Source organism: Stenotrophomonas maltophilia, from assembly GCF_004920835.1.
Lineage (GTDB): Bacteria > Pseudomonadota > Gammaproteobacteria > Xanthomonadales > Xanthomonadaceae > Stenotrophomonas > Stenotrophomonas maltophilia_AQ.
Window position 1 is genome coordinate 76,779 of record NZ_QFHO01000013.1, and the last position, 18,682, is coordinate 95,460.

Sequence of the window (18,682 nt, forward strand, 5' to 3'; positions counted from 1 at the left end):
ACGCAGGGGCTGACATGCCGAACTACCGCTACAAGGCGCTCAACACGCACGGCGAGATCTTCGACGGGCAGATGGAAGCGGCCAGCGAGGCCGAGCTGGTCGCGCGCCTGCAGGACCAGGGCCACCTTCCGATGGAGACGCAGCTGGCTGACGGCGGGGCGATCGGCGGCAGCACCTGGCGCAACCTGTTCCGCCAACGCCCGCTGCAGGGCGCGGCACTGCTGCAGTTCACCCAGCAGCTGGCGACACTGCTCGGTGCCGGCCAGCCACTCGACCGCGCGCTGTCGATCCTGCTCGGCCTGCCGGAAGACGAACGTTCGCGGCGTGCGATCACCGACATCCGCGACGTGGTGCGCGGTGGTGCGCCGCTGTCCACTGCGCTGGAGCGTCAGCACGGGCTGTTCTCGCGCCTGTACGTGAACATGGTGCGCGCCGGCGAGGCGGGTGGCAGCCTGCACGACACCCTGCAGCGGCTGGCTGACTACCTTGAACGCAGCCGTGCGCTGCAGGGCAAGGTGATCAACGCGCTGGTGTACCCGGCCATCCTGCTGGTGGTGGTGGGCGGTGCACTGCTGTTCCTGCTCGGCTATGTGGTGCCGCAGTTCGCGCAGATGTACGAGAGCCTGGACGTGGCGCTGCCGTGGTTCACCAACGCGGTGCTGCAGTTGGGCCTGTTCGTGCGCGACTGGTGGGTGCTGCTGCTGGTGGTGCCCGCCGTGCTGGCGCTGTTCTTCGAACGCAAGGCGCGGCAACCGGTGTTCCGCCTGGCGCTGGATGGCTGGCTGCTGCAGCGGCGCGGCATCGGCCGACTGCTGGGCGAACTGGAAACCGCACGGCTGGCACGCACGCTGGGTACCCTGTTGCGCAACGGCGTGCCATTGCTGGGCGCGCTGGGCATCGCCCGCAACGTGCTGGGCAACCGCGCGCTGGCCGCCGATGTCGAGGCCGCCGCGGATGAAGTGAAGAACGGCGCCGGCCTGTCGCTGGCGCTGTCGCGCGGCAAGCGGTTCCCGCGGCTGGCCCTGCAGATGATCCAGGTGGGCGAGGAATCCGGCGCACTCGATACCATGCTGCTGAAGGCGGCCGATACCTTCGAACAGGACAGTGCCCGCCGCATCGACCGCCTGCTGGCAGCGATGGTGCCGGCGATCACTCTGGTGCTGGCCTCGGTGGTCGGTGCGGTGATCGTGGCCGTGCTGGTGCCGCTGTACGACCTGACCAATGCCATCGGTTGACGATGGATTCCTACGCAACCCCGACACTTCGTAACTGAAAGGACCGACCATGATTGCTTCCCGTCGACCGATCCGCCTTTCCTTCACCGCCGCGCGCAACCAGTCAGGCATGAGCCTGCTGGAAATCATCATCGTCATCGTGCTGATCGGTGCGGTGCTGACCCTGGTCGCGAGCCGCGTGCTGGGCGGCGCCGATCGCGGCAAGGCCAACATCGCCAAGGCGCAGGTGCAGACCGTCGCGTCCAAGGTCGACAACTACCAGATCGATACCGGCAAGCTGCCTGGCTCGCTCAACGATCTGGTGACCGCACCGGCGGGCGTCGGCGGCTGGCTGGGTCCGTATGCCAAGCCGGCTGACCTGAACGATCCGTGGGGCCACGCGCTGGAATACCGTGCGCCGGGTGAAGGCCAGCCGTACGAGCTGATCAGCCTCGGCAAGGATGGCAAGGCCGGCGGCAGCAGCGTCGACGCCGACATCCGCTACCAGCCTTGATCCTGCATGACGTATTTCCTGCCGCGCCGGCTGCCTCGCCCGCGCCTGCACGGCAGGCGCGCAGCGGGCCTGTCGCTGCTGGAAATGCTGCTGGTGATCGCGCTGATTGCAGCGATCGGCCTGATCACTGCTGCCGGCCTGTCACGTGGCTTTGCCGGCATGCAACTGCGCAGTGCCGGCAAGGACATCGCCAACCAGCTGCGGGTGGTACGCGCGCAGGCGATCACCCGGGGTGAACCGCAGCGCTTCGTGATTGAACCGGCGCGACGCCGCTGGGAAGGTGCCAATCAACGCCAGGGTGAAGTGCCTGCGCAGCTGCAGGTGCAGTTCGAAGGCGCCGCGCAGCTGGCCACCGCACCGGGGCAGGGCGTGATCGAGTTCCATCCCGATGGTGGTTCCAGTGGCGGCCGCATCCGCCTGCAGCGCGACGGTGCCGAGTGGCGCATCGATGTTGGCTGGCTGACCGGCGAAGTGCGCTCCGGCCCATGGCGGGCGCAATGAAGCGGCGTGCGCGTGGCTTCACCCTGCTGGAAGTGATCATCGCCTTCGCCCTGCTCGGGTTGGCGCTGACGCTGCTGCTGGGCAGCCTGTCCGGTGGTGCGAAGCAGGTACGCGAGGCCGGGCTGCGCACGCGCGCGGTGCTGCATGCGCAGTCGCTGCTGGCCGAGACGGGAGTCGCCACGCCGCTGCAGGTCGGCCGCCAGCAGGGCGACTGGGAGCAGGGCCGCTATCACTGGGAACTGCAGGTGCAGCCGTGGGTGGAGCCGCGTGCAGGTAGCGTGGTGCAGTCACAGTCGCCGGGTGCGCCCTGGCTGGCCGAGCTGCAGCTGCAGGTGCGCTGGGGTGACAGCGAGCGCGAACAGCTGCGCTGGCGCAGCCTGCGCCTGTTGCCGCCGGATCTAGAGAGCGCGCGATGAAACGGCGCGCTGCGGGTTTCACCCTGATCGAGGTGATGCTGGCCACGGTGCTGCTGGCCGGCGGCCTGGCCCTGGCATTCGCCAGCGTGCGCTCGGCGATGGCGGTCAGCCAGCGCGGCGAGCAGATCGCTGCCGAGAGCGAACGCATGCGCGCGGTGCAGGCGCTGCTGCGGCGTCAGCTGGCCGGCGCGCTGCGCACACCGCTGGAAGTACCCGACCCCACCCGTGAGCCGATCTTCTTCCAGGGCGAAGAACAGCGCATGCTGTTCGCCGCCGACCTGCCCGGCTATCTCGGCCGCGGCGGACCGTACCTGCACGCGTTGCAGGTGGACGGCCGCAGTGGCCAGCAGCGCCTGCTGCTGGACCTGGTGCTGCTGCAGGAGGGCGAGCGCATCGCAGAAACGCCGCCGCGTCCACCGGAAGTGCTGGTGGACGGCCTGAAGTCGGTGCAACTGCGCTATCGCGGCATTGACGCCAGCACCGGCCAGGTGACCGATTGGCTGCCGCGCTGGGACGATACGCGGCGCCTGCCGATGCTTGTGGAAGTACAGATCGTGCCGGCCAAGGGCGCGCCCTGGCCGGTGCTGGTGGTCGCACCGCGTGCCGGTGGCAGCGGAGGTGCGCGATGAACCGGCAGGGTGGCGCCGCGCTGGTGCTGGTGTTGTGGCTGATCGCGTTGATGACTGCACTGGTCGGCGCCTTTGCACTGAGCGCGCGGGTCGAGCACCTGCAGCAGCGGGTGCTGGATGACGACGCGCGCGGCCAGGAGCGTGCACGGGCCGGCCTGGAATACGCGCTGATGCGCCTGTCCGCCGATCCGCAGCGGGCCCCGTGGCGGGCCGATGGCCGTACCTATCGCTGGACGTTCGATGACGCCAGCATCGAGATCAAGGTGCTGGACGAGAACGGCAAGATCAACCTGAATCTGGCCGATGTGGCTCTGCTGACCGCTTTCCTCAAGGCGCTGGGCGAAGACGAAGGAGCCGCACGGCAGCTGGCCGGTGCCATCGTCGACTGGCGCGACGAGGACAGTCTGCTGCAGCCCGGTGGCGGTGCCGAGGCGCCCGACTATGCCGCGGCCGGGTTGCCGTATGGCCCGCGCAACAAGCGTTTCGAGACCCTGGGCGAACTGCAGCGGGTACTCGGCATGCCCGGGCCGTTGTACCAGAAGATGCTGCCGCACCTGACCCTGTACAGCCGCCAGGCACGCCCGGATCCGCAGTTCGCCAGCGCACCGGTGCTGACCGCATTGGGGCTGGATGCCGACACCGTGCTGGCCCAGCGCGCCCAGCAGGAGCGTGATGCCGATACCGCTGCGGGTGCGACAACGCTTGCCAGCAGCAGTGGCACCTATAGTATCGAGTCCCGTGTCATCGACGGCAGTGGACGCCGGTCGGTGTTGCAGGCAGTGGTTCGCAATGGCTCGGGCGGGGTTCCCGGGCGGTCCTACACAGTGCTTCGCTGGGAGCAGGGAATGACAGCAAGATGACGGCTTGGCAGGACAGTCTGCGGCAGGTTCAGGGCCGGATCGGCCCGGGCGCTGGCCGCTTCCTGCGCTGGTGGCGGCAATCGCTGCTGGCGTGGGTGCCGGCACGTTGGCAGTGGGCGCTGGGTTGGGCACAAGCGCGCCTGCTGCTGCTGCGCGAGGGTGACCAGCTGCAGGTCTGGCGTGAGGCCGGCGAACGCCGCGAAGCGGTGGCGACCTTGCCGTGGCCGTTGTCGCCGGCCGAACTGGACCGCGTTCTGGAGCCGCGCCTGCGCAGCCTGCCGCGGGTGTGGCTGTTGCCGGCCAGCGAAGTGCTGCGTCGCCATCTGCGCCTGCCGGCGGCGGCGGCCGACCGCCTGCGCGCGGTGGTCGGCTTCGAGATCGACCGGCAGACACCGTTCGAATCCAGCCAGGTCAGCTATGACGTGCGTGAACTGGGCAGCGCCGGTGAAGGCCAGTTGCAGGTTGAACTGATCGCCTGGCCGCTGCGCCAGCTGGAGGCCTGGCGTGGCAGCGTGGGCGAGTGGGCCGATACGTTGGCCGCCGTCGACGCGATTGATGCGCAGGGCGATCCGCTGCACGTGAATCTGCTGCCGCCCGCGCAGCGCCAGCTGCGACCGGACCCGATGCGGCGCTGGAACCTGCTGCTGGCCCTGGCCGCGCTGGTGATGCTGGTGCTGGCCGCCCTGCAGCTGCTCGACAACCGCCGCGCCGCCGCCGATGAACTGCGTGCCCAGGTTGAACGCAGCGCGCGCAATGCGCGTGGCGTGGCCAGCGAACGTGCGCAGCTGCAGGCGCTGATCGACGGTGCCGCGTTCCTCGAAAAGCAGCGCAGCCAGCGCGCCGGCACGGTGGAAATCTGGAATGAACTGACCCGGCGCCTGCCGGAGGGCACCTACCTGGAAAAACTGGCCATCGAGAACAACAACCTGCAGCTGATCGGGCTCAGCCGCGAGGCCTCGCAGCTGGTGCAGCTGCTGCAGGATGCGCCGCAGTGGCGCAAGGTCAACCTGACCGGCGTGCTGCAGGCCGACGGTGCGGCCAGTGGCCGTGACCGTTTCACCATGACCGCTGAACTGCAGCCGATGGCGGCTGCGGCTCCGGAAGGGGAGGCGGCCGATGCCGATGCCAAGCGCGCGCCGTGACCGCTGGCTGGCACTGGCACTGCTGCTGGCAGTGCTCGGCCTGGCCTATCTGTTGCTGGTGCACCCCTGGTTCACCCAGCCGCTGCGTGAGATCGATGCCGATGTCGCGGCCCTGCGCGAGCGCGAGCAGCGTGTACAGGCGCAGCTTCAGCAGCAGCCGCAGATCGAACAGCGCCTGCGCGCTACCCGCGAAGCGTTGCAGCAGCGGCCGGGCTTCCTGCGCGAAGCCACCGCCGAAGCCGCCGCCGCCGCGCTGGGTGGCAAGCTGCAGGATGCCGTGGCGATGGCCAGCCCGGGTAACCGCAGCTGCACCATCAGCAACCGTACGCCGCTGACCGACAACCGTCGCGATGCCGAGTTCGTGCGCGTCGCCATGCAGGTACGCCTGCGTTGCGGCGTGGCCGAACTGGCCACCGTGCTGCACAGCCTGGAAACCGGCAGCCCGCGCCTGTTCGTCGACAACCTCAACCTGATCGCACAGCGTTTCCAGCAATCGCCGAACGAATCCGGGCTGGGCCTGGATGTGTCCTTCGAACTGGCCGGCTATCTGCTGCCGGGCGCTGCGGCCGAAGGGGCCACGCCAACACCCGCAACCGGGCCGGCCGCCACCCCGCAGCCGCCTGCATCGGCACCGGTGGCTGCACCGGTACCGGATGCACCGGCCGAGGGACAGGAGGTGGCCGATGAAACTTGAGCAGATCAGCCTGCGCACCGGTTTCCTGCTGGCCCTGGCGGGCTGGGCGGCAGCAGTCTGGCTGGCCACCGGCTTCGGCCTCGGCAGCCAGTTGCCGGGCGTCGATGGCAATGCCGATGCGGCGCCGTCACTGCCCGGCCTGCCGTCGCTTGCCGCCGAACGCATGGCCAGTGCGGACAGCTACAGCGCGATCGGCGAGCGCCCGTTGTTCGCCGAGGACCGCAAGCCAAAGCCCTATCTGCTTGGTGGCAGCGAGCCCGCTGCCAGCGCCGCATTGCGCCTGACCGGCGTGCTGCTGACCGGCGATTTCGGCATGGCCACCTTCACTACCGAACAGAACCGCTCGCTGCGCCTGCGCCTCAATGGTGAGGCCGTTGATGGCTGGCAGCTGGTCGCGCTGGCGCCACGCCAGGCTACTGTGATCGGTCCCGGTGGCAACCAGGTGCTGGAGCTGGCGGTGTTCAACGGTCAGGGCGGTGAGCCGCCCACCGTGCTGCGCGGCGCCAACGGTGCACCGCCGGCGGGTGGAATCATTGTGCCGCCCCCGGCAGGTGCTCCGCCGCCACCGCCTGCCGCTGCAGCAACGGCACAGCAGCCGCCAGGTGGCAGCGCAGCACCGGCGGCCACACCGGCGGCCGCTACGCCTCCCGCCAACACCAACGGTCCCAGCGAAGCGCAGATGCAGGCCATCCGCGAACGCATCCAGGCCCGCCGCCGCCAGCTGCAGCAACAACAGCAGCAACAACCGTCGCCGCCCCCGGGCGATGGCACCAACCGATAGAGTGAATGCATGAACCTGCGTTTCCTTCCCTGGTCCTTTGCCCTCGCGCTGCTGGTTGGCTGCAGCACGGTGTCCGCGCCGCACGTGCAGCGCAAAGGCAACCTGACGTCCACGACCGATGCCGGCCAGGCGGCGGAAGTGGCTGCCGATGCCGCCCGTGACAGCCAGGGCGCGCCCCAGGCGGTCATCCGCCGCGGCACCGGCACCATGATCAACCGCGAAGCCGCGCGCGCGCCGGCGCCGGCACTGCACGGGGCCAGTACCGGTGAGGCCACCTTCAACTTCGAGGGGGAATCGGTGCACGCGGTGGTCAAGGCCATCCTCGGTGACATGCTCGGGCAGAACTACGTGATCGCACCGGGCGTGCAGGGCACGGTCACCCTGGCCACGCCGAAGCCGGTGTCGCCGGCACAGGCGCTGAACCTGCTGGAGATGGTGCTGGGCTGGAACAACGCACGCATGGTGTACAGCGGTGGTCGCTACAACATCGTGGCTGCCGACCAGGCATTGGCCGGCACTGTCGCACCAAGTACGGCGCCGGCGGCCAGCGCACGCGGTTTCGAGGTCCGGGTGATCCCGCTGCAGTTCATCTCCGCAACTGAAATGAAGAAGGTGCTGGAGCCGTACGCGCGCCCCAACGCCATCGTCAACGTCGACAGCGGCCGCAACGTGATCACCCTTGGTGGCACCCGCGCCGAGCTGGAAAACTACATGCGCACCGTCGAGATCTTCGACGTCGACTGGTTGTCGGGCATGTCGGTGGGCGTGTTCCCGATCCAGTCGGGCAAGGCCGAGCAGGTTGCAGCCGATCTGGAAAAGGTGTTCGGTGAAGAGAGCAAGACCCCCAGCGCCGGCATGTTCCGCTTCCTGCCGCTTGAGAACGCCAACGCGGTGCTGGTGATCACCCCGCAGGTGCGTTACCTGGACCAGATCCAGCAATGGCTGGATCGCATCGATACCGCCGGTGGCAGCGCCCGCCTGTTCTCCTATGAGCTGCGCTACATCAAGGCACGCGACCTCGCCGAACGCCTCAGTGAAGCCTTCGCCAGCAGCGGCAACCGCGGCGGCTCCAGCTCCGGCTCATTGGCGCCCGGCGCGATTCCGTCGCAGTTGGGCAGCGATGGTGATCGTGGCATGGACAGCAACAACAGCAGCAACTTCGGTTCGACGTCAGGTAGTGGTTCCAGTGGTACCGGCAACGGCAGCATGAACCTGCCGCAGCGCCAGGCCGGCAACGTCAGCGTCAGCCTGGAAGTGGAGGGCGACCGTGTCGGCGTGTCGGCGGTGGAAGAGACCAACACCCTGCTGGTCCGTTCGAGCCCGCAGGCCTGGCGCTCGATCCGCGAGGTGATCGAGAAGCTGGACGTGATGCCGCTGCAGGTGCACATCGAAGCGCAGGTGGCCGAAGTCGCACTGACCGGCGACCTGAAGTACGGCGTGAACTGGTTCTTCGACAACGCCGTAGCCGGGCGTGCACTGGGCGGCGCGCTGGGTGCGCTGACGCTGCCGCCGGCCGCCGGCGGTTCGTGGAGCACCTTCGCGGGCGCGGTGACCGGTGCCGAAGGCGCTGGTTGGGCGTTCACCGGCCACAATGGCGCAGCGGTGGTGAGCGCGCTGGACAAGGTCACCGATGTACGCCTGCTGCAGACCCCTTCGGTGTTCGTGCGCAACAACGCCGAAGCCACGCTCAACGTGGGCGACAAGGTGCCGATCAACACCACCACGGTGAACACCGGCATCGGCACCAGCAGCTACAGCTCGGTGCAGTACATCGACACCGGCGTGATCCTCAAGGTACGCCCGCGGGTGACCCGCGACGGCACGGTGTTCCTCGACATCGTGCAGGAAGTGAGCAGCGCTTCCGACGTGCCGGAGAACTGCAACCCGACCGAGCGCAACTGCAACCCGCGCATCTCCACCAAGAAGCTGTCGACCGAAGCGGCGGTGCAGAGCGGTGACACCATCATGCTGGCCGGCCTGATCACCGATACGGCCACCGATGGCAGCAGCGGCATTCCAGGCCTGAGCCGGATTCCGGTGGTGGGCGCGCTGTTCGGGCAGAAGACCCGCACCAGCCGTCGTTCTGAAGTGATCGTGCTGCTGACGCCGAGCATCGTCCGCAACAGCCAGGAAGCGCGCAACCTGACCGACGAGTACAGCCAGCGCTTCCGCGCGATGGAACCGCTGAACCAGCCGCGCGCAAAGAAGTAAGGGGTTTACGGCCGGGCTGCGCCCGGCAACCGCAGAGGCCAGAGCTGGAGCAACAGCAACAGCAACAGCAACAGCAACAGCAACAGCAACAGCAACAGCGGGTTTCTGCGGGATGGCGGGGCGGTGTGGGTTGTCAGGACACGCCGTAAACCCGTCCCTGGGGGCTCGATGGCGCCTTGCTCGTGTGCGCTGTCCTGCGCACACGGCAAGACCGGGGTTGGGCGTCCTGCCCAACCCGCCCGAGGCATGCCTCGGGCCCATGGCGCCAACGGTCCTGCCAACCCACACCGCCCCACCCCTGACAGATTCCTGCGGCTGTTGGTAGGTGTCGACCTTGGTCGACACGGTAGATCCACGCCATGCGTGGATGAATGTCTGTCAGATTTCGAAATCAGAAAATGGGGGTCAGATCCGTTTTCCTCTGGAAAACGGATCTGACCCCCATCGGCATGTCCAGCAGATCGCAGAAATCTGTCGAAGGCGGGGTGGGTCCGGTTGCGGGGGACGCTGCAAGTACGTCCATGTAAGCTCGGTCGCCGCATCCATGCGGCTCACGCCCCTGCAACCGGACCCACCCCGCCATCCCACAGGAACCCAGCCTTTGCTTCGGCTGTTGCTGTTGCTCCGGCCTGAAGCGGGCGCCGGGTGCAACCCGGCCGATACCCTCCCAGTGCTAGGCTGTGTCCACCGACAACCACGGAGGCGGGATGGGGGCGATCGTGTTGTTGCCGCTGTGCGTGGACGATGCTGCGCTCGACCGCTGCCTGGCCGCGCTGGATGCCGGCACCGCGCCGGGAACCGCGGTCTGGCTGGCCGATGACGCGCAGACCGGGCCGCGTGCGCAGGCGGTGGTGGAGCACTGGTTGGCGCATACGCCGTTGCAGGCCGAATACACCCGCCGCGCGCGGCCGCTGGGCGAGGTCGCCCATCTGGATGAGATGCTGCGCGCCTGCGAGGGCCTGGACGTGGCCGTGCTGGCGCCGGACAGCGTGCCCGCACCCGGCTGGCTGCAGCAGCTGCAGGACGCCTTCGCCCGCGATGCCGCCATCGCCACCGCAACACCGTGGTGCAATGCCGGCGAAACCGCCGCGTGGCCGCGATTGGGCGAAATCAATCCCGAGCCGGAGGACCCGGCGCTGCTGGCACACGCCTGTGCCACGCTGCCAGTGCTGCATCCGGAGCTGCCCTCGGCAGTCACCCACGCGGTACTGGTGCGCGGCAACGCGCGTCGCCGCGCCGGTGGCCTGGACGTGGAGAGTTATGCGGGGTGGAACGCGGCGCTGGTCGACCTGAGCCTGCGCATGGCCGGGCTGGGCTGGCGCAATGTCCTGTGCGAAACAGCCTTCGTCGGCCGCGCAGGGGAGGCCATCAGCCGCGATGGCGATCTTGAAGCGCTGGCCGCGCGCTGGCCGGCCTGGGTGCCGCGGCTGGCCGATTTCCTGATGCACGATCCGTTGCACGGGATGCGCGCCGATCTGCAGCAGCGCATGCAGCAAGCGATAATACCGGCCGAGCAGGGTGACCTGTTCGTCCCGTCATCCGCGCCGGAGCCTCACGCTTGAATGTTGCCATTGCCGCCATCGTCGTCACCTACCAGAGCGGCAGCACCATCGATGCCTGCCTCTCACGGCTGCGCCAAGCGCAGGACGTGGCCGAGATCCGGGTGATCGACAATGGTTCGGTGGATGGCACGCTGGAGATCGTGCAGCGACACGCCAGCCATGACCCGCGTGTGCGCTTCATCGGTAATCCGGACAATCCCGGCTTCGCCGCCGCCAACAACCAGGGCGTGGCCGATTCGGGCAGCCCGTGGCTGGCCTTCATCAATCCGGACCTGATGGTCGAACCGGAAACGCTGGCCGGATTGCGCAGCCGCGCCGACGCGCTCGGTGACTGCCTGCTCGGTGTCGAACAGCTGGATGAGCATGGCCACGCCGATGAGGCCGTGCGCCGCCGCGACCCGGATTTCCTGTTGATGCTGCGCTCGCCGGGCAAAGGCTCGAAACTGGCCGTTCCCCGTGACCCGCAGCAGGCACTGCAGCGGGTACCGGCGTTGTCCGGTGCCTTGCTGATGATGTCGCGCGCACTGTTCGACCGTATCGGTGGCTGGGACGCTGGTTACCGCCTGCATGCCGAAGACCTGGACCTGTGCCGTCGTGCCCGCGAGGCCGGCGCAGTGGTGGCGATCGCCAACGATCTGCAGGTCACCCACGTGCGCGGCGTATCCAGCCGCTCACGTCCGTTCTTCGTCGAGTGGCACAAGCACAAGGGCCTGTGGCGCTATTTCCAGAAGTTCGAGGCCAGGCAGCGTTCGCTGCCGGTACGCGTGGCGGTGTGGGGCGCGATCTGGGCGCACGCGCTGATGCTGGTGCCGCGCCTGCTGCGCAGGTCGTTGTAGAGCCGAGCCCACGCTCGGTTCAGGCAACAATCCAGCCGAACGTGGGCTCGGCTCTACAGAAGGCCGGCGCGCCCACGGTTCACTCCGTCGGGCGCATAATCCGCCCCATGCCTATCATCCAGTCCCTGCTCGACACCGACCTGTACAAGTTCACCATGATGCAGGCGGTGCTCCACCAGCATCCCGGCGCCCAGGTGCAGTACCGGTTCAAGTGCCGCACGCCCGGCATCGAACTGGCCCGCTACATCGACCAGATCGACGAAGAGATCGACCACCTGTGCAGCCTGCGCTTCAGTGACGTGGAGCTGGACTACATGCGTGGCCTGCGCTTCGTGAAGCCCGACTTTGCCGACTTCCTTGGCCTGTTCCACCTCGACCGCAAGTACATCCAACTGCGCGCGTCGAAGACCGTGCCCGGCGAGATCGAGCTGGATATCACCGGCCCGTGGCTGCACACCATCCTGTTTGAAGTGCCGCTGCTGGCGATCATCAACGAGGTCTGGTTCCGCAACACCACCACCGCCGACTTCGCCGAAGGCGAGCGCCGCCTGCAGGCCAAGGCCGCGCTGCTGCGTGATACCCCCGGCTTCGAGCAGTGCCGTATCGCCGACTACGGCAGCCGCCGCCGCTACTCGCGTGACTGGCATGCCCGCCTGCTGCCATTGCTGCGCGATGCACTCGGGCCGCAGCTGGTCGGCACCAGCAACGTGCACTTCGCGCGCCTGTATGGCATGACTCCGCACGGCACCATGGCCCATGAGTACCTGCAGGCGTTCCAGGCGCTGGGCCCGCGCCTGCGTGATTCGCAGGTGGCGGCACTGGAGTCATGGGCACGCGAATATCGTGGCGACCTCGGCATCGCGCTGTCCGATGTGGTCGGCCTGGACGCGTTCCTGCGCGACTTCGACATGTACTTCTGCAAGTTGTTCGACGGCGTGCGCCACGACTCTGGCGATCCGTTCGACTGGGGTGACCGCATGCTGGCGCATTTCCAGCAGCGCCGTGTCGATCCACGCAGCAAGGTGCTGGTGTTCAGCGATGGCCTCGACATCGTCAAGGTGATGCGCCTGTACGACTACTTCCGTGGTCGCTGCCAGGTCGCCTTCGGCGTCGGCACCCACCTGACCAATGATCTGGGGCCAACGCCGCTCAACATCGTCATCAAGATGGTCCGCTGCAACGGCCAGCCGGTGGCCAAGCTCAGCGATTCGCCGGGCAAGAGCATGTGCGACGACCCTGGTTACCTGGCTTACCTGCGCCAGGTCTTCGAGCTGCCGCAGCCGGAGTAATGCCGGCCTGCGGGTCTTACAGGTAGTCGACCACCACCAGGTAGGCGCCCTGCAGCGGCTGCTGCTTCGAGGCCTGCACGCTGTAGCGCTCGGAGAAGGCGATATCACCGGCGCGCATCGCGCTGGCCGACACCGACAGCTTCTGGCCCTGGCGCTTGCCATCGCGCAGCGTTGCGGCCTGGCCATCGGCCAGCGCCGTCACGGCCACCGTCGAGCCCTTGGCCGATGGCGGGCAGGCCGCCAGGCTCAACTCGCCCTGGGACAGGTTCGTCGTGCAGCCCGGCTCAGCGATGCGACCGCTGAAACGGATGCTGCCGCTGCTGGCCTGGGCCAGTGCACTGACGGACATCAGGGCCACACACAGCAGGATGGAGTTCCTCATGACACGTTCTCTGGTTCGGTGTGTCCTAGTTAGCGACAGGTTCGATCCGTCTTTAATAGGACGTTTCCGAATCTGCTAGGGCCATCACCAAGAAAGAGTGATGCGCATCAAATAAGGCGATTCCCCGCTGAAAAAGCCTGTTCTTGCGTTGGCGCCGCAGGTAGCCAAATGCGTCAGCGGGTGGCGCTCACCGCCGATCATGGCGCCCGTCAAATCCCTCATGCCCCCGATTCCGGCGTTCCGCCTACCACGTCACATTTCGAGCGTCAATAAATCGTCGTTCAGAAAAATAATGAGACTTTCATCACAGTTGTGCCTATACTTGCGTCACGGATTCAGGGGAAGGTATGTCCGAGTCCGGCCACAGGTGAGACGCAAGGATGGGTCTTGATAGCCCGGCAGTGCTCCTTGCTTCCTCCTCTACTTCTCATCTCTTCAGTAGGGTTAGGTAAAAGCGAATGCACAAGATCAATATCATCGCCGCTCTGATGCTGGCCGCCGCTCCGCTGGCCGCCAACGCCGCCGACGGCACCATCACCTTCAACGGCAAGGTGACCGACAAGACCTGCACCATCTCGACCCCGGGCGGCAAGGACTTCGCCGTCAACCTGCCGACCGTGTCCAAGAACACCCTGGCCAATGCCGGTGCCGTTGCGGGTCGTACCCCGTTCGCGATCAACCTGACCAAGTGCAGCGCCGGCAACGTCGCGACCTACTTCGAGCCGGGTTCGACCGTTGACTTCAACACCGGCCGCCTGCTGAACCAGGCTTCGGCCAACGCTGCCACCAACGTGCAGCTGCAGCTGCTGGGTTCCAACAACCAGGTCCTGCCGATCAAGGCAGCCGGCGCTGGCCTGGCCCAGACCAACTCGCAGTGGGTCACCGTCGGCACCGACGGTTCGGCCGACCTGAGCTACTACGCTGAGTACTACGCCACTGCCGCCGCCACCCCGGGCGACGTCACCAGCAGCGTCAAGTACACGATCATCTACAACTGATCGTAGCCGTACCCGCATTGGCCGGCGTACGCGCCGGCCAATGCTCCGCGGCCTCTGGCCACACACCTCGAGCGTAGTACTTCCGATGAAAGCAATCTTTCCCCGGGCGCTGCTGCTGGCAGCGTTCACGCTGCCCTTCTGCCAGAACGCACTGGCCGGCGTGGTGGTCAACGGCACGCGAGTGATCTATCCGGCGCAGGCGCGCGAAGTCACCGTGCAGGTCGACAACGTGGGCGAATCGCCGGCGCTGGTGCAGGCCTGGATCGACAGCGGCGACGCCAACCAGACCGCCGATACCAGCGATGCACCGTTCGTGCTGACGCCGCCGATCGCGCGCGTCGAGCCGGGCCGCAGCCAGGCGCTGCGCCTGATCTTCTCCGGCGCGCAGCTGCCGACCGACCGCGAGTCGGTGTTCTGGCTCAACGTGCTGGATGTGCCGCCGTCGCCGGACAACGCCGACAACAGTGGCGAACAGAATTACCTGCAGGTCGCGTTTCGTTCGCGCCTGAAGCTTTTCTACCGGCCGCAGGGCCTGAAGGGCGTCGCCAACGACGCACCGGCAGCACTGCGCTGGACCCGCAATGGCGACCGCCTGCGGGTGGAAAACCCGAGCCCCTTCCACGTCACGCTGGCTGAAGTGCATGCCGTGACCGGCAGCAGTGAAAAGGCCGTCGAGGACAAGGGCGCGATGGTCGCGCCGAAGCAGAGCCTGGAGTTCGCCGCACCGGCGGGCACCGACCAGGTCCGCTTCATCACCATCAACGACTACGGCGGCCGGGTGGAACACACCATCCGCCTCGGCAGCACCGGGGGCTGAACGCGCCGCGCCGGCCCATGGCCTGCGCATCCCGCCACCGCCGCCGTGCGGCGAATTGAAGGAATGTCAGTGTGATCGGAAACAGATTGACATTGTCGATCCATCAGGCGCTTTGCCTGTTGGTTGCTGGCGTGGCCTGCCCAGGATGGGCGCTGGCTGCCCCGGCCAATCTCGGCGAACAGGCGCTGATGGCGCAGAGTGGTGCGGCCAATGCGCGTGCACCGGAATCGGCCCAGTTCAACTCCAGCTTCCTGTCCGGCCAGGCCAAGCAGGTCGACCTGGCGGCCTTCAGCAACGGCAACCCGATGGTGGCCGGCACCTACCGCGTCGACGTCTACGTCAACGGTGCCTGGCAGGGCCGTCGCGACCTGCAGTTCAAGGCCGATGCGCAGGGTCGCGTCGACGCCTGCCTGCCGCTGCCGATGCTGGAAGAAATGGGCGTGGACAGCGAGGCCGTGCTGCTGCAGCAGGACCCGTCCGTGCCGGCCGACAAGACCAGCTGCGTGCCGGTGCAGCAGCGCATGAGCAACGCCTACGGCATCTATGACAGCGGCAACCTGCGCTACGACCTCAGCATTCCGCAGGTGTTCCTGCGCCGCGAGGCGCGCGGCTACGTCAACCCGGCGCTGTGGGACCGCGGCATCAATGCCGGCTTCGTCGGCTACAGCTTCAATGCGATCAACAGCGACAGCCGCGTCGAAGGTGGCCAGCGCAACCGCAGTGCCTACCTCGGCCTCAATGCCGGCCTGAACCTGGGCGGCTGGCAGTTCCGCCACGACTCGAACCTGACCTGGTCCGAGGGTGACGGCCGCCATTGGCAGAGCATCGCCACCTACGCACAGCGCGGCATCCCGCAGGTGCGCGGCATGCTCACCATCGGTGAGGCCTACACCACCGGTGAACTGTTCGATTCGATCGGGTACCGCGGTGCCAGCCTGGCCAGCGACGACCGCATGCTGCCCGACTCGCTGCGCGGCTACGCGCCGGTCGTGCGTGGTATTGCTGAAACCAACGCGCGCATCGAAGTGCGCCAGAATGAGCAGTTGATCTACTCCTCGACGGTGTCGCCGGGCAGCTTCGTCATCGACGATCTGTACCCGACCGGCTATGGCGGCGACCTGGATGTGAGCGTGATCGAGGCCGATGGCCGCCGCCGCGAATTCAAGGTGCCGTTCGGTTCGGTGCCGCAGATGCTGCGCGAAGGCGTGTCGCGTTACGCGCTGACCGCCGGCCAGGTGCGCAACAAGCTGCTGGCCGATGAGCCGTGGCTTGTGCAGGGCACCTATCAGCGCGGTATCGGCAACCAGCTGACCCTGTACGGCGGCACGGCGCTGAGCGATGGTTACCTGTCGCTGCTGTACGGCGTCGGCCTGTCCACGCCGGTCGGCGCGTTCGCCGCCGACGTCACCCATGCACGTACGACGTTCGACCACTACGGCAACCACACCGGTGCCAGCGTGCGCTTGAGCTACAGCAACATGATCGGCGAAACCGGGACCAACCTGACCCTGGCCGCCTACCGTTATTCGACTGAAGGCTTCTACAGCCTGCAGGACGCGCTGTATGGCCGTGATTCGGACAAGCGCGGCATCGACCCGACCACCCGCGGTCGTCAGCGCAGCCAGTTCCAGGTAACGCTGAACCAGCCGCTGGGCCGTCGCGGCGGTGCGCTGTACGTGACCGGTTCGGTGCGTGACTTCTACGATCGTCCGGGCACTTCCAAGCAGTACCAGGTGGGCTACAACAACGCCTGGCGCTCGGTGAACTACGGCTTCTCGGCACTGCGCACCGAAGAAGGCGTGCTCGGCCGTTCCGATACCCAGTACCTGCTGTCGATGAGCGTGCCGCTGGGCCGTGGCAGCCACCCGGTGTCGTTCAGCGCCGATGTCGGCGTGCGCGAGCGCGGTGGCTACGACAACAGCCGTGTCGGCATTACCGGTTCGACCGGCATCGACAACAACTTCAGCTACGGCGTGGCCCTTTCCGACTCCCGCGAAGGTGGTACCACCGCGGTCGGCAGCGCCGAATACCGCAGCCGCTACAGCGCGTTGAACGCCACCTACAGCCACTCGCGCGATTTCCGCCAGGCCTCGGTCGGCGCCAACGGCAGCGTGGTCTTGCATCCGGGCGGCTTCACCTTCACCCCGCAGCGTGGCGACACCATGGTGCTGGTCGAAGCACCGGGCGCGCGCGATGCGATCGTCAGCAATGCCCCGGGCCTGCGCGTCGATGGCCGCGGTTACGCTGTGGTCCCGTACGTGTCGCCGTACCGCCTCAACACCGTTACCCTCGATCCGCAGGGCATGGCCCACGACGTCGAGCTGGAAAGCACCAGCCAGTCGATCGCGCCGTTCGCCGGTGCCATCAGCTACCTGCGCTTCGATACCCGCAAGGGCAACGCGCTGCTGATCCAGGTGCGCAACACCGATGGCCGCACCATGCCGTTCGGTGCACAGGTCAAGGACGAGCAGGGCCAGCCAGTGGGCATGGTCAGCCAGGGTGGCCGCCTGTACGTGCGCAGCGAGAAGAACCAGGGCCAGTTGCAGGTCGAGTGGGGCGCAGGTGCCGACCAGCGCTGCACCATTGATTACCAGGTACCGGCGGGCGCCGATGCGTCCAAGACCGGCTTCATCCCGCTGGAGGCAGCATGCCGATGATTTCTTCCCGTGGCCGCAAGGCATTGGCCGCGTTGGCCCTGCTGGGGGGCGTGCTGCTGGCGCAGCAGGCCAGTGCGGCCTGCCGCATCCAGGTCAACGGTTTCGTTGCGCAGGACGTGCAGATGGACATGGGTCAGATCGTGATCCTGCCCAGTACACCGGTGGGTGGCGTGATCAAAGAGATCAGTGTGCCGATCAACCAGCAGAACAACGTTGCCCGCTGCGACTACTGGTATAGCGGCTACTCGACAGGCGAGTACGTCAACGCGCCGCAGAAGCGACCGGTGGCCGGCTTTGCCAACGTCTATGAGACCGGCGTGGCCGGCGTGGGCATCCGCCTGTTCCGCGACTCCGGCGCGATCCAGGCCTATTACCCACATACCATCAATTTCGCGGCCAACTCCACCATCTCGCTGATCGGCGGCCAGTTCCGCATCCAGCTGATCAAGACCGCCGCACAGACCGGTTCGGGCGTGATCGCACCGAACGGTCGCTTCACCACCTACTACTTCGATGGTGATGGCCCCAGCCGCCCGGTGCTGACCTCCACCTTCAGGGGCTCGGGCACCACCGTGGTCAGCCCGACCTGCGAAGTGCAGGCCGGCAGCCGCAACATCGCCGTTGATTTCGGCAGCGTGCCCAACACCACCTTCACCGGCGTTGGTTCGCGTGCGGTCGATCGTGATTTCGAGATCCGCCTGAACTGCCAGGGCAGCAATGTCGCTGCCTACCAGAGCAAGATCGGCATCCGCCTGGACGCCGACCAGGACAGCTCGAACATGCCCGGCGTGCTGAAGCTGAGCGCGGCCACCAACAGCGCCACCCGCATCGGCATCCAGATGGTCCAGCGCGATGGCAGCACCGAGCGCGAAGTGCGCTTCGGCCAGACCGTCAACGTCGGTACCACCACCACCGGTACCAGCACCATGACCTTGCCGCTGCGTGCCCGCTATGTGCAGACCCAGGCCGGTACCGTCGGTGCGGGTGTCGCGAACGGCCAGGCGACCTTCACCATCCAGTACGAGTAAGGCGCCCGCAGGCCGCCGCCACCGCTGCGTTCCACCGCAACGTCACCTGTTCCGCAGGTGGCGTTGACTGCGTCTTGATCTTCCAACGATGAAGATCGGTGCCACGACGCACGTACAACCACATGAATGTGATGTATGTCGCGAATTTGGA

19 protein-coding genes are annotated in these 18,682 nt (G+C 67.1%); 17 read left to right on the top strand and 2 right to left on the bottom strand.

Annotated elements, in window-relative coordinates; translation table 11 throughout:
* The first annotated feature begins 14 nt into the window (after nt 1-14).
* From xpsF to pncB, 13 genes are all read left to right on the top strand, one after another.
* Nucleotides 15-1,235 carry a type II secretion system protein XpsF gene (gene xpsF / locus DI041_RS11345; RefSeq protein ID WP_136638603.1) on the top strand — a complete coding sequence of 407 codons (1,221 nt, stop codon included), beginning with the start codon at nt 15-17 and terminating at the stop codon, nt 1,233-1,235.
* Between the two features lie 49 nt (nt 1,236-1,284).
* Nucleotides 1,285-1,728 (top strand): type II secretion system major pseudopilin GspG, encoded by a 444-nt coding sequence (gspG, locus tag DI041_RS11350; RefSeq protein WP_004142831.1) that lies wholly within the window; start codon nt 1,285-1,287, stop codon nt 1,726-1,728.
* 6 nt (nt 1,729-1,734) lie between these two features.
* Entirely contained in the window at nt 1,735-2,229 is a 495-nt protein-coding gene (xpsH, locus tag DI041_RS11355) for a type II secretion system protein XpsH (protein ID WP_136638602.1), read from the top strand.
* Nucleotides 2,226-2,645: a type II secretion system protein XpsI gene (gene xpsI, locus DI041_RS11360; RefSeq protein ID WP_136638601.1), complete on the top strand. Its 420-nt coding sequence runs from the start codon at nt 2,226-2,228 to the stop codon at nt 2,643-2,645. Before xpsH ends, xpsI begins: the two co-directional genes overlap by 4 nt.
* Nucleotides 2,642-3,274 (top strand): type II secretion system protein J, encoded by a 633-nt coding sequence (locus DI041_RS11365; protein WP_136638600.1) that lies wholly within the window; start codon nt 2,642-2,644, stop codon nt 3,272-3,274. Before xpsI ends, DI041_RS11365 begins: the two co-directional genes overlap by 4 nt.
* A complete protein-coding gene (locus DI041_RS11370; protein WP_004142842.1) occupies nt 3,271-4,134 on the top strand; it encodes a type II secretion system minor pseudopilin in 864 nt (287 codons plus the stop codon). Before DI041_RS11365 ends, DI041_RS11370 begins: the two co-directional genes overlap by 4 nt.
* Nucleotides 4,131-5,276 (top strand): PilN domain-containing protein, encoded by a 1,146-nt coding sequence (locus tag DI041_RS11375; protein ID WP_136638599.1) that lies wholly within the window; start codon nt 4,131-4,133, stop codon nt 5,274-5,276. The genes DI041_RS11370 and DI041_RS11375 overlap by 4 nt, the downstream gene beginning before the upstream one ends.
* A complete protein-coding gene (gspM, locus tag DI041_RS11380) occupies nt 5,251-5,970 on the top strand; it encodes a type II secretion system protein GspM (RefSeq protein ID WP_136638598.1) in 720 nt (239 codons plus the stop codon). The genes DI041_RS11375 and gspM overlap by 26 nt, the downstream gene beginning before the upstream one ends.
* Entirely contained in the window at nt 5,960-6,751 is a 792-nt protein-coding gene (locus tag DI041_RS11385) for a general secretion pathway protein GspN (RefSeq protein WP_136638597.1), read from the top strand. The genes gspM and DI041_RS11385 overlap by 11 nt, the downstream gene beginning before the upstream one ends.
* 9 nt (nt 6,752-6,760) lie before the next feature.
* Nucleotides 6,761-8,962 carry a type II secretion system secretin GspD gene (gspD, locus tag DI041_RS11390; protein WP_136638596.1) on the top strand — a complete coding sequence of 734 codons (2,202 nt, stop codon included), beginning with the start codon at nt 6,761-6,763 and terminating at the stop codon, nt 8,960-8,962.
* A 707-nt stretch (nt 8,963-9,669) separates the two neighbouring features.
* On the top strand, nt 9,670-10,524 hold the full coding sequence (locus DI041_RS11395) for a glycosyltransferase family 2 protein (protein WP_046982655.1): 855 nt from the start codon (nt 9,670-9,672) through the stop codon (nt 10,522-10,524).
* Nucleotides 10,521-11,360, top strand: coding sequence for a glycosyltransferase family 2 protein (locus DI041_RS11400; RefSeq protein WP_046982656.1), 840 nt, complete (start codon nt 10,521-10,523; stop codon nt 11,358-11,360). Before DI041_RS11395 ends, DI041_RS11400 begins: the two co-directional genes overlap by 4 nt.
* A 107-nt stretch (nt 11,361-11,467) precedes the next feature.
* Entirely contained in the window at nt 11,468-12,649 is a 1,182-nt protein-coding gene (pncB, locus tag DI041_RS11405; protein ID WP_046982657.1) for a nicotinate phosphoribosyltransferase, read from the top strand.
* 16 nt (nt 12,650-12,665) lie between these two features.
* On the opposite strand, the gene DI041_RS11410 is transcribed toward pncB, so the two are convergent.
* Together DI041_RS11410 and DI041_RS21255 are read right to left on the bottom strand one after the other, a co-directional pair.
* Nucleotides 12,666-13,031, bottom strand: coding sequence for a hypothetical protein (locus DI041_RS11410; RefSeq protein WP_014645902.1), 366 nt, complete (start codon nt 13,029-13,031; stop codon nt 12,666-12,668).
* Nucleotides 13,032-13,115: 84 nt separating this feature from the next.
* On the bottom strand, nt 13,116-13,253 hold the full coding sequence (locus DI041_RS21255; RefSeq protein WP_169050365.1) for a hypothetical protein: 138 nt from the start codon (nt 13,251-13,253) through the stop codon (nt 13,116-13,118).
* Between the two features lie 236 nt (nt 13,254-13,489).
* On the opposite strand from DI041_RS21255, the gene DI041_RS11415 reads away from it, so the two are divergent.
* From DI041_RS11415 to DI041_RS11430, 4 genes are all read left to right on the top strand, one after another.
* A complete protein-coding gene (locus DI041_RS11415; protein WP_046982659.1) occupies nt 13,490-14,029 on the top strand; it encodes a fimbrial protein in 540 nt (179 codons plus the stop codon).
* An 85-nt stretch (nt 14,030-14,114) separates the two neighbouring features.
* Nucleotides 14,115-14,846: a fimbrial biogenesis chaperone gene (locus tag DI041_RS11420; protein WP_046982660.1), complete on the top strand. Its 732-nt coding sequence runs from the start codon at nt 14,115-14,117 to the stop codon at nt 14,844-14,846.
* A 92-nt stretch (nt 14,847-14,938) separates the two neighbouring features.
* Nucleotides 14,939-17,503 carry a fimbria/pilus outer membrane usher protein gene (locus DI041_RS11425; protein WP_046982661.1) on the top strand — a complete coding sequence of 855 codons (2,565 nt, stop codon included), beginning with the start codon at nt 14,939-14,941 and terminating at the stop codon, nt 17,501-17,503.
* Nucleotides 17,494-18,531 (top strand): fimbrial protein, encoded by a 1,038-nt coding sequence (locus DI041_RS11430; RefSeq protein WP_046982662.1) that lies wholly within the window; start codon nt 17,494-17,496, stop codon nt 18,529-18,531. Before DI041_RS11425 ends, DI041_RS11430 begins: the two co-directional genes overlap by 10 nt.
* Nucleotides 18,532-18,682 lie beyond the last annotated feature (151 nt).

What these genes read in the sequence shown, in the direction of transcription:
- xpsI (WP_136638601.1), top strand. Translation starts at nt 2,226, where the DNA reads ATGAAGCGGCGTGCGCGTGGCTTCACCCTGCTGGAAGTGATCATCGCC.
- gspG (WP_004142831.1), top strand. Translation starts at nt 1,285, where the DNA reads ATGATTGCTTCCCGTCGACCGATCCGCCTTTCCTTCACCGCCGCGCGC.
- DI041_RS11420 (WP_046982660.1), top strand. Translation starts at nt 14,115, where the DNA reads ATGAAAGCAATCTTTCCCCGGGCGCTGCTGCTGGCAGCGTTCACGCTG.
- xpsF (WP_136638603.1), top strand. Translation starts at nt 15, where the DNA reads ATGCCGAACTACCGCTACAAGGCGCTCAACACGCACGGCGAGATCTTC.
- DI041_RS11370 (WP_004142842.1), top strand. Translation starts at nt 3,271, where the DNA reads ATGAACCGGCAGGGTGGCGCCGCGCTGGTGCTGGTGTTGTGGCTGATC.
- gspM (WP_136638598.1), top strand. Translation starts at nt 5,251, where the DNA reads ATGCCGATGCCAAGCGCGCGCCGTGACCGCTGGCTGGCACTGGCACTG.
- DI041_RS11365 (WP_136638600.1), top strand. Translation starts at nt 2,642, where the DNA reads ATGAAACGGCGCGCTGCGGGTTTCACCCTGATCGAGGTGATGCTGGCC.
- DI041_RS11385 (WP_136638597.1), top strand. Translation starts at nt 5,960, where the DNA reads ATGAAACTTGAGCAGATCAGCCTGCGCACCGGTTTCCTGCTGGCCCTG.
- DI041_RS11430 (WP_046982662.1), top strand. Translation starts at nt 17,494, where the DNA reads ATGCCGATGATTTCTTCCCGTGGCCGCAAGGCATTGGCCGCGTTGGCC.
- DI041_RS11410 (WP_014645902.1), bottom strand. Translation starts at nt 13,031, where the DNA reads ATGAGGAACTCCATCCTGCTGTGTGTGGCCCTGATGTCCGTCAGTGCA.
- pncB (WP_046982657.1), top strand. Translation starts at nt 11,468, where the DNA reads ATGCCTATCATCCAGTCCCTGCTCGACACCGACCTGTACAAGTTCACC.
- DI041_RS11415 (WP_046982659.1), top strand. Translation starts at nt 13,490, where the DNA reads ATGCACAAGATCAATATCATCGCCGCTCTGATGCTGGCCGCCGCTCCG.
- DI041_RS21255 (WP_169050365.1), bottom strand. Translation starts at nt 13,253, where the DNA reads ATGAGGGATTTGACGGGCGCCATGATCGGCGGTGAGCGCCACCCGCTG.
- DI041_RS11395 (WP_046982655.1), top strand. Translation starts at nt 9,670, where the DNA reads ATGGGGGCGATCGTGTTGTTGCCGCTGTGCGTGGACGATGCTGCGCTC.
- DI041_RS11375 (WP_136638599.1), top strand. Translation starts at nt 4,131, where the DNA reads ATGACGGCTTGGCAGGACAGTCTGCGGCAGGTTCAGGGCCGGATCGGC.
- xpsH (WP_136638602.1), top strand. Translation starts at nt 1,735, where the DNA reads ATGACGTATTTCCTGCCGCGCCGGCTGCCTCGCCCGCGCCTGCACGGC.
- gspD (WP_136638596.1), top strand. Translation starts at nt 6,761, where the DNA reads ATGAACCTGCGTTTCCTTCCCTGGTCCTTTGCCCTCGCGCTGCTGGTT.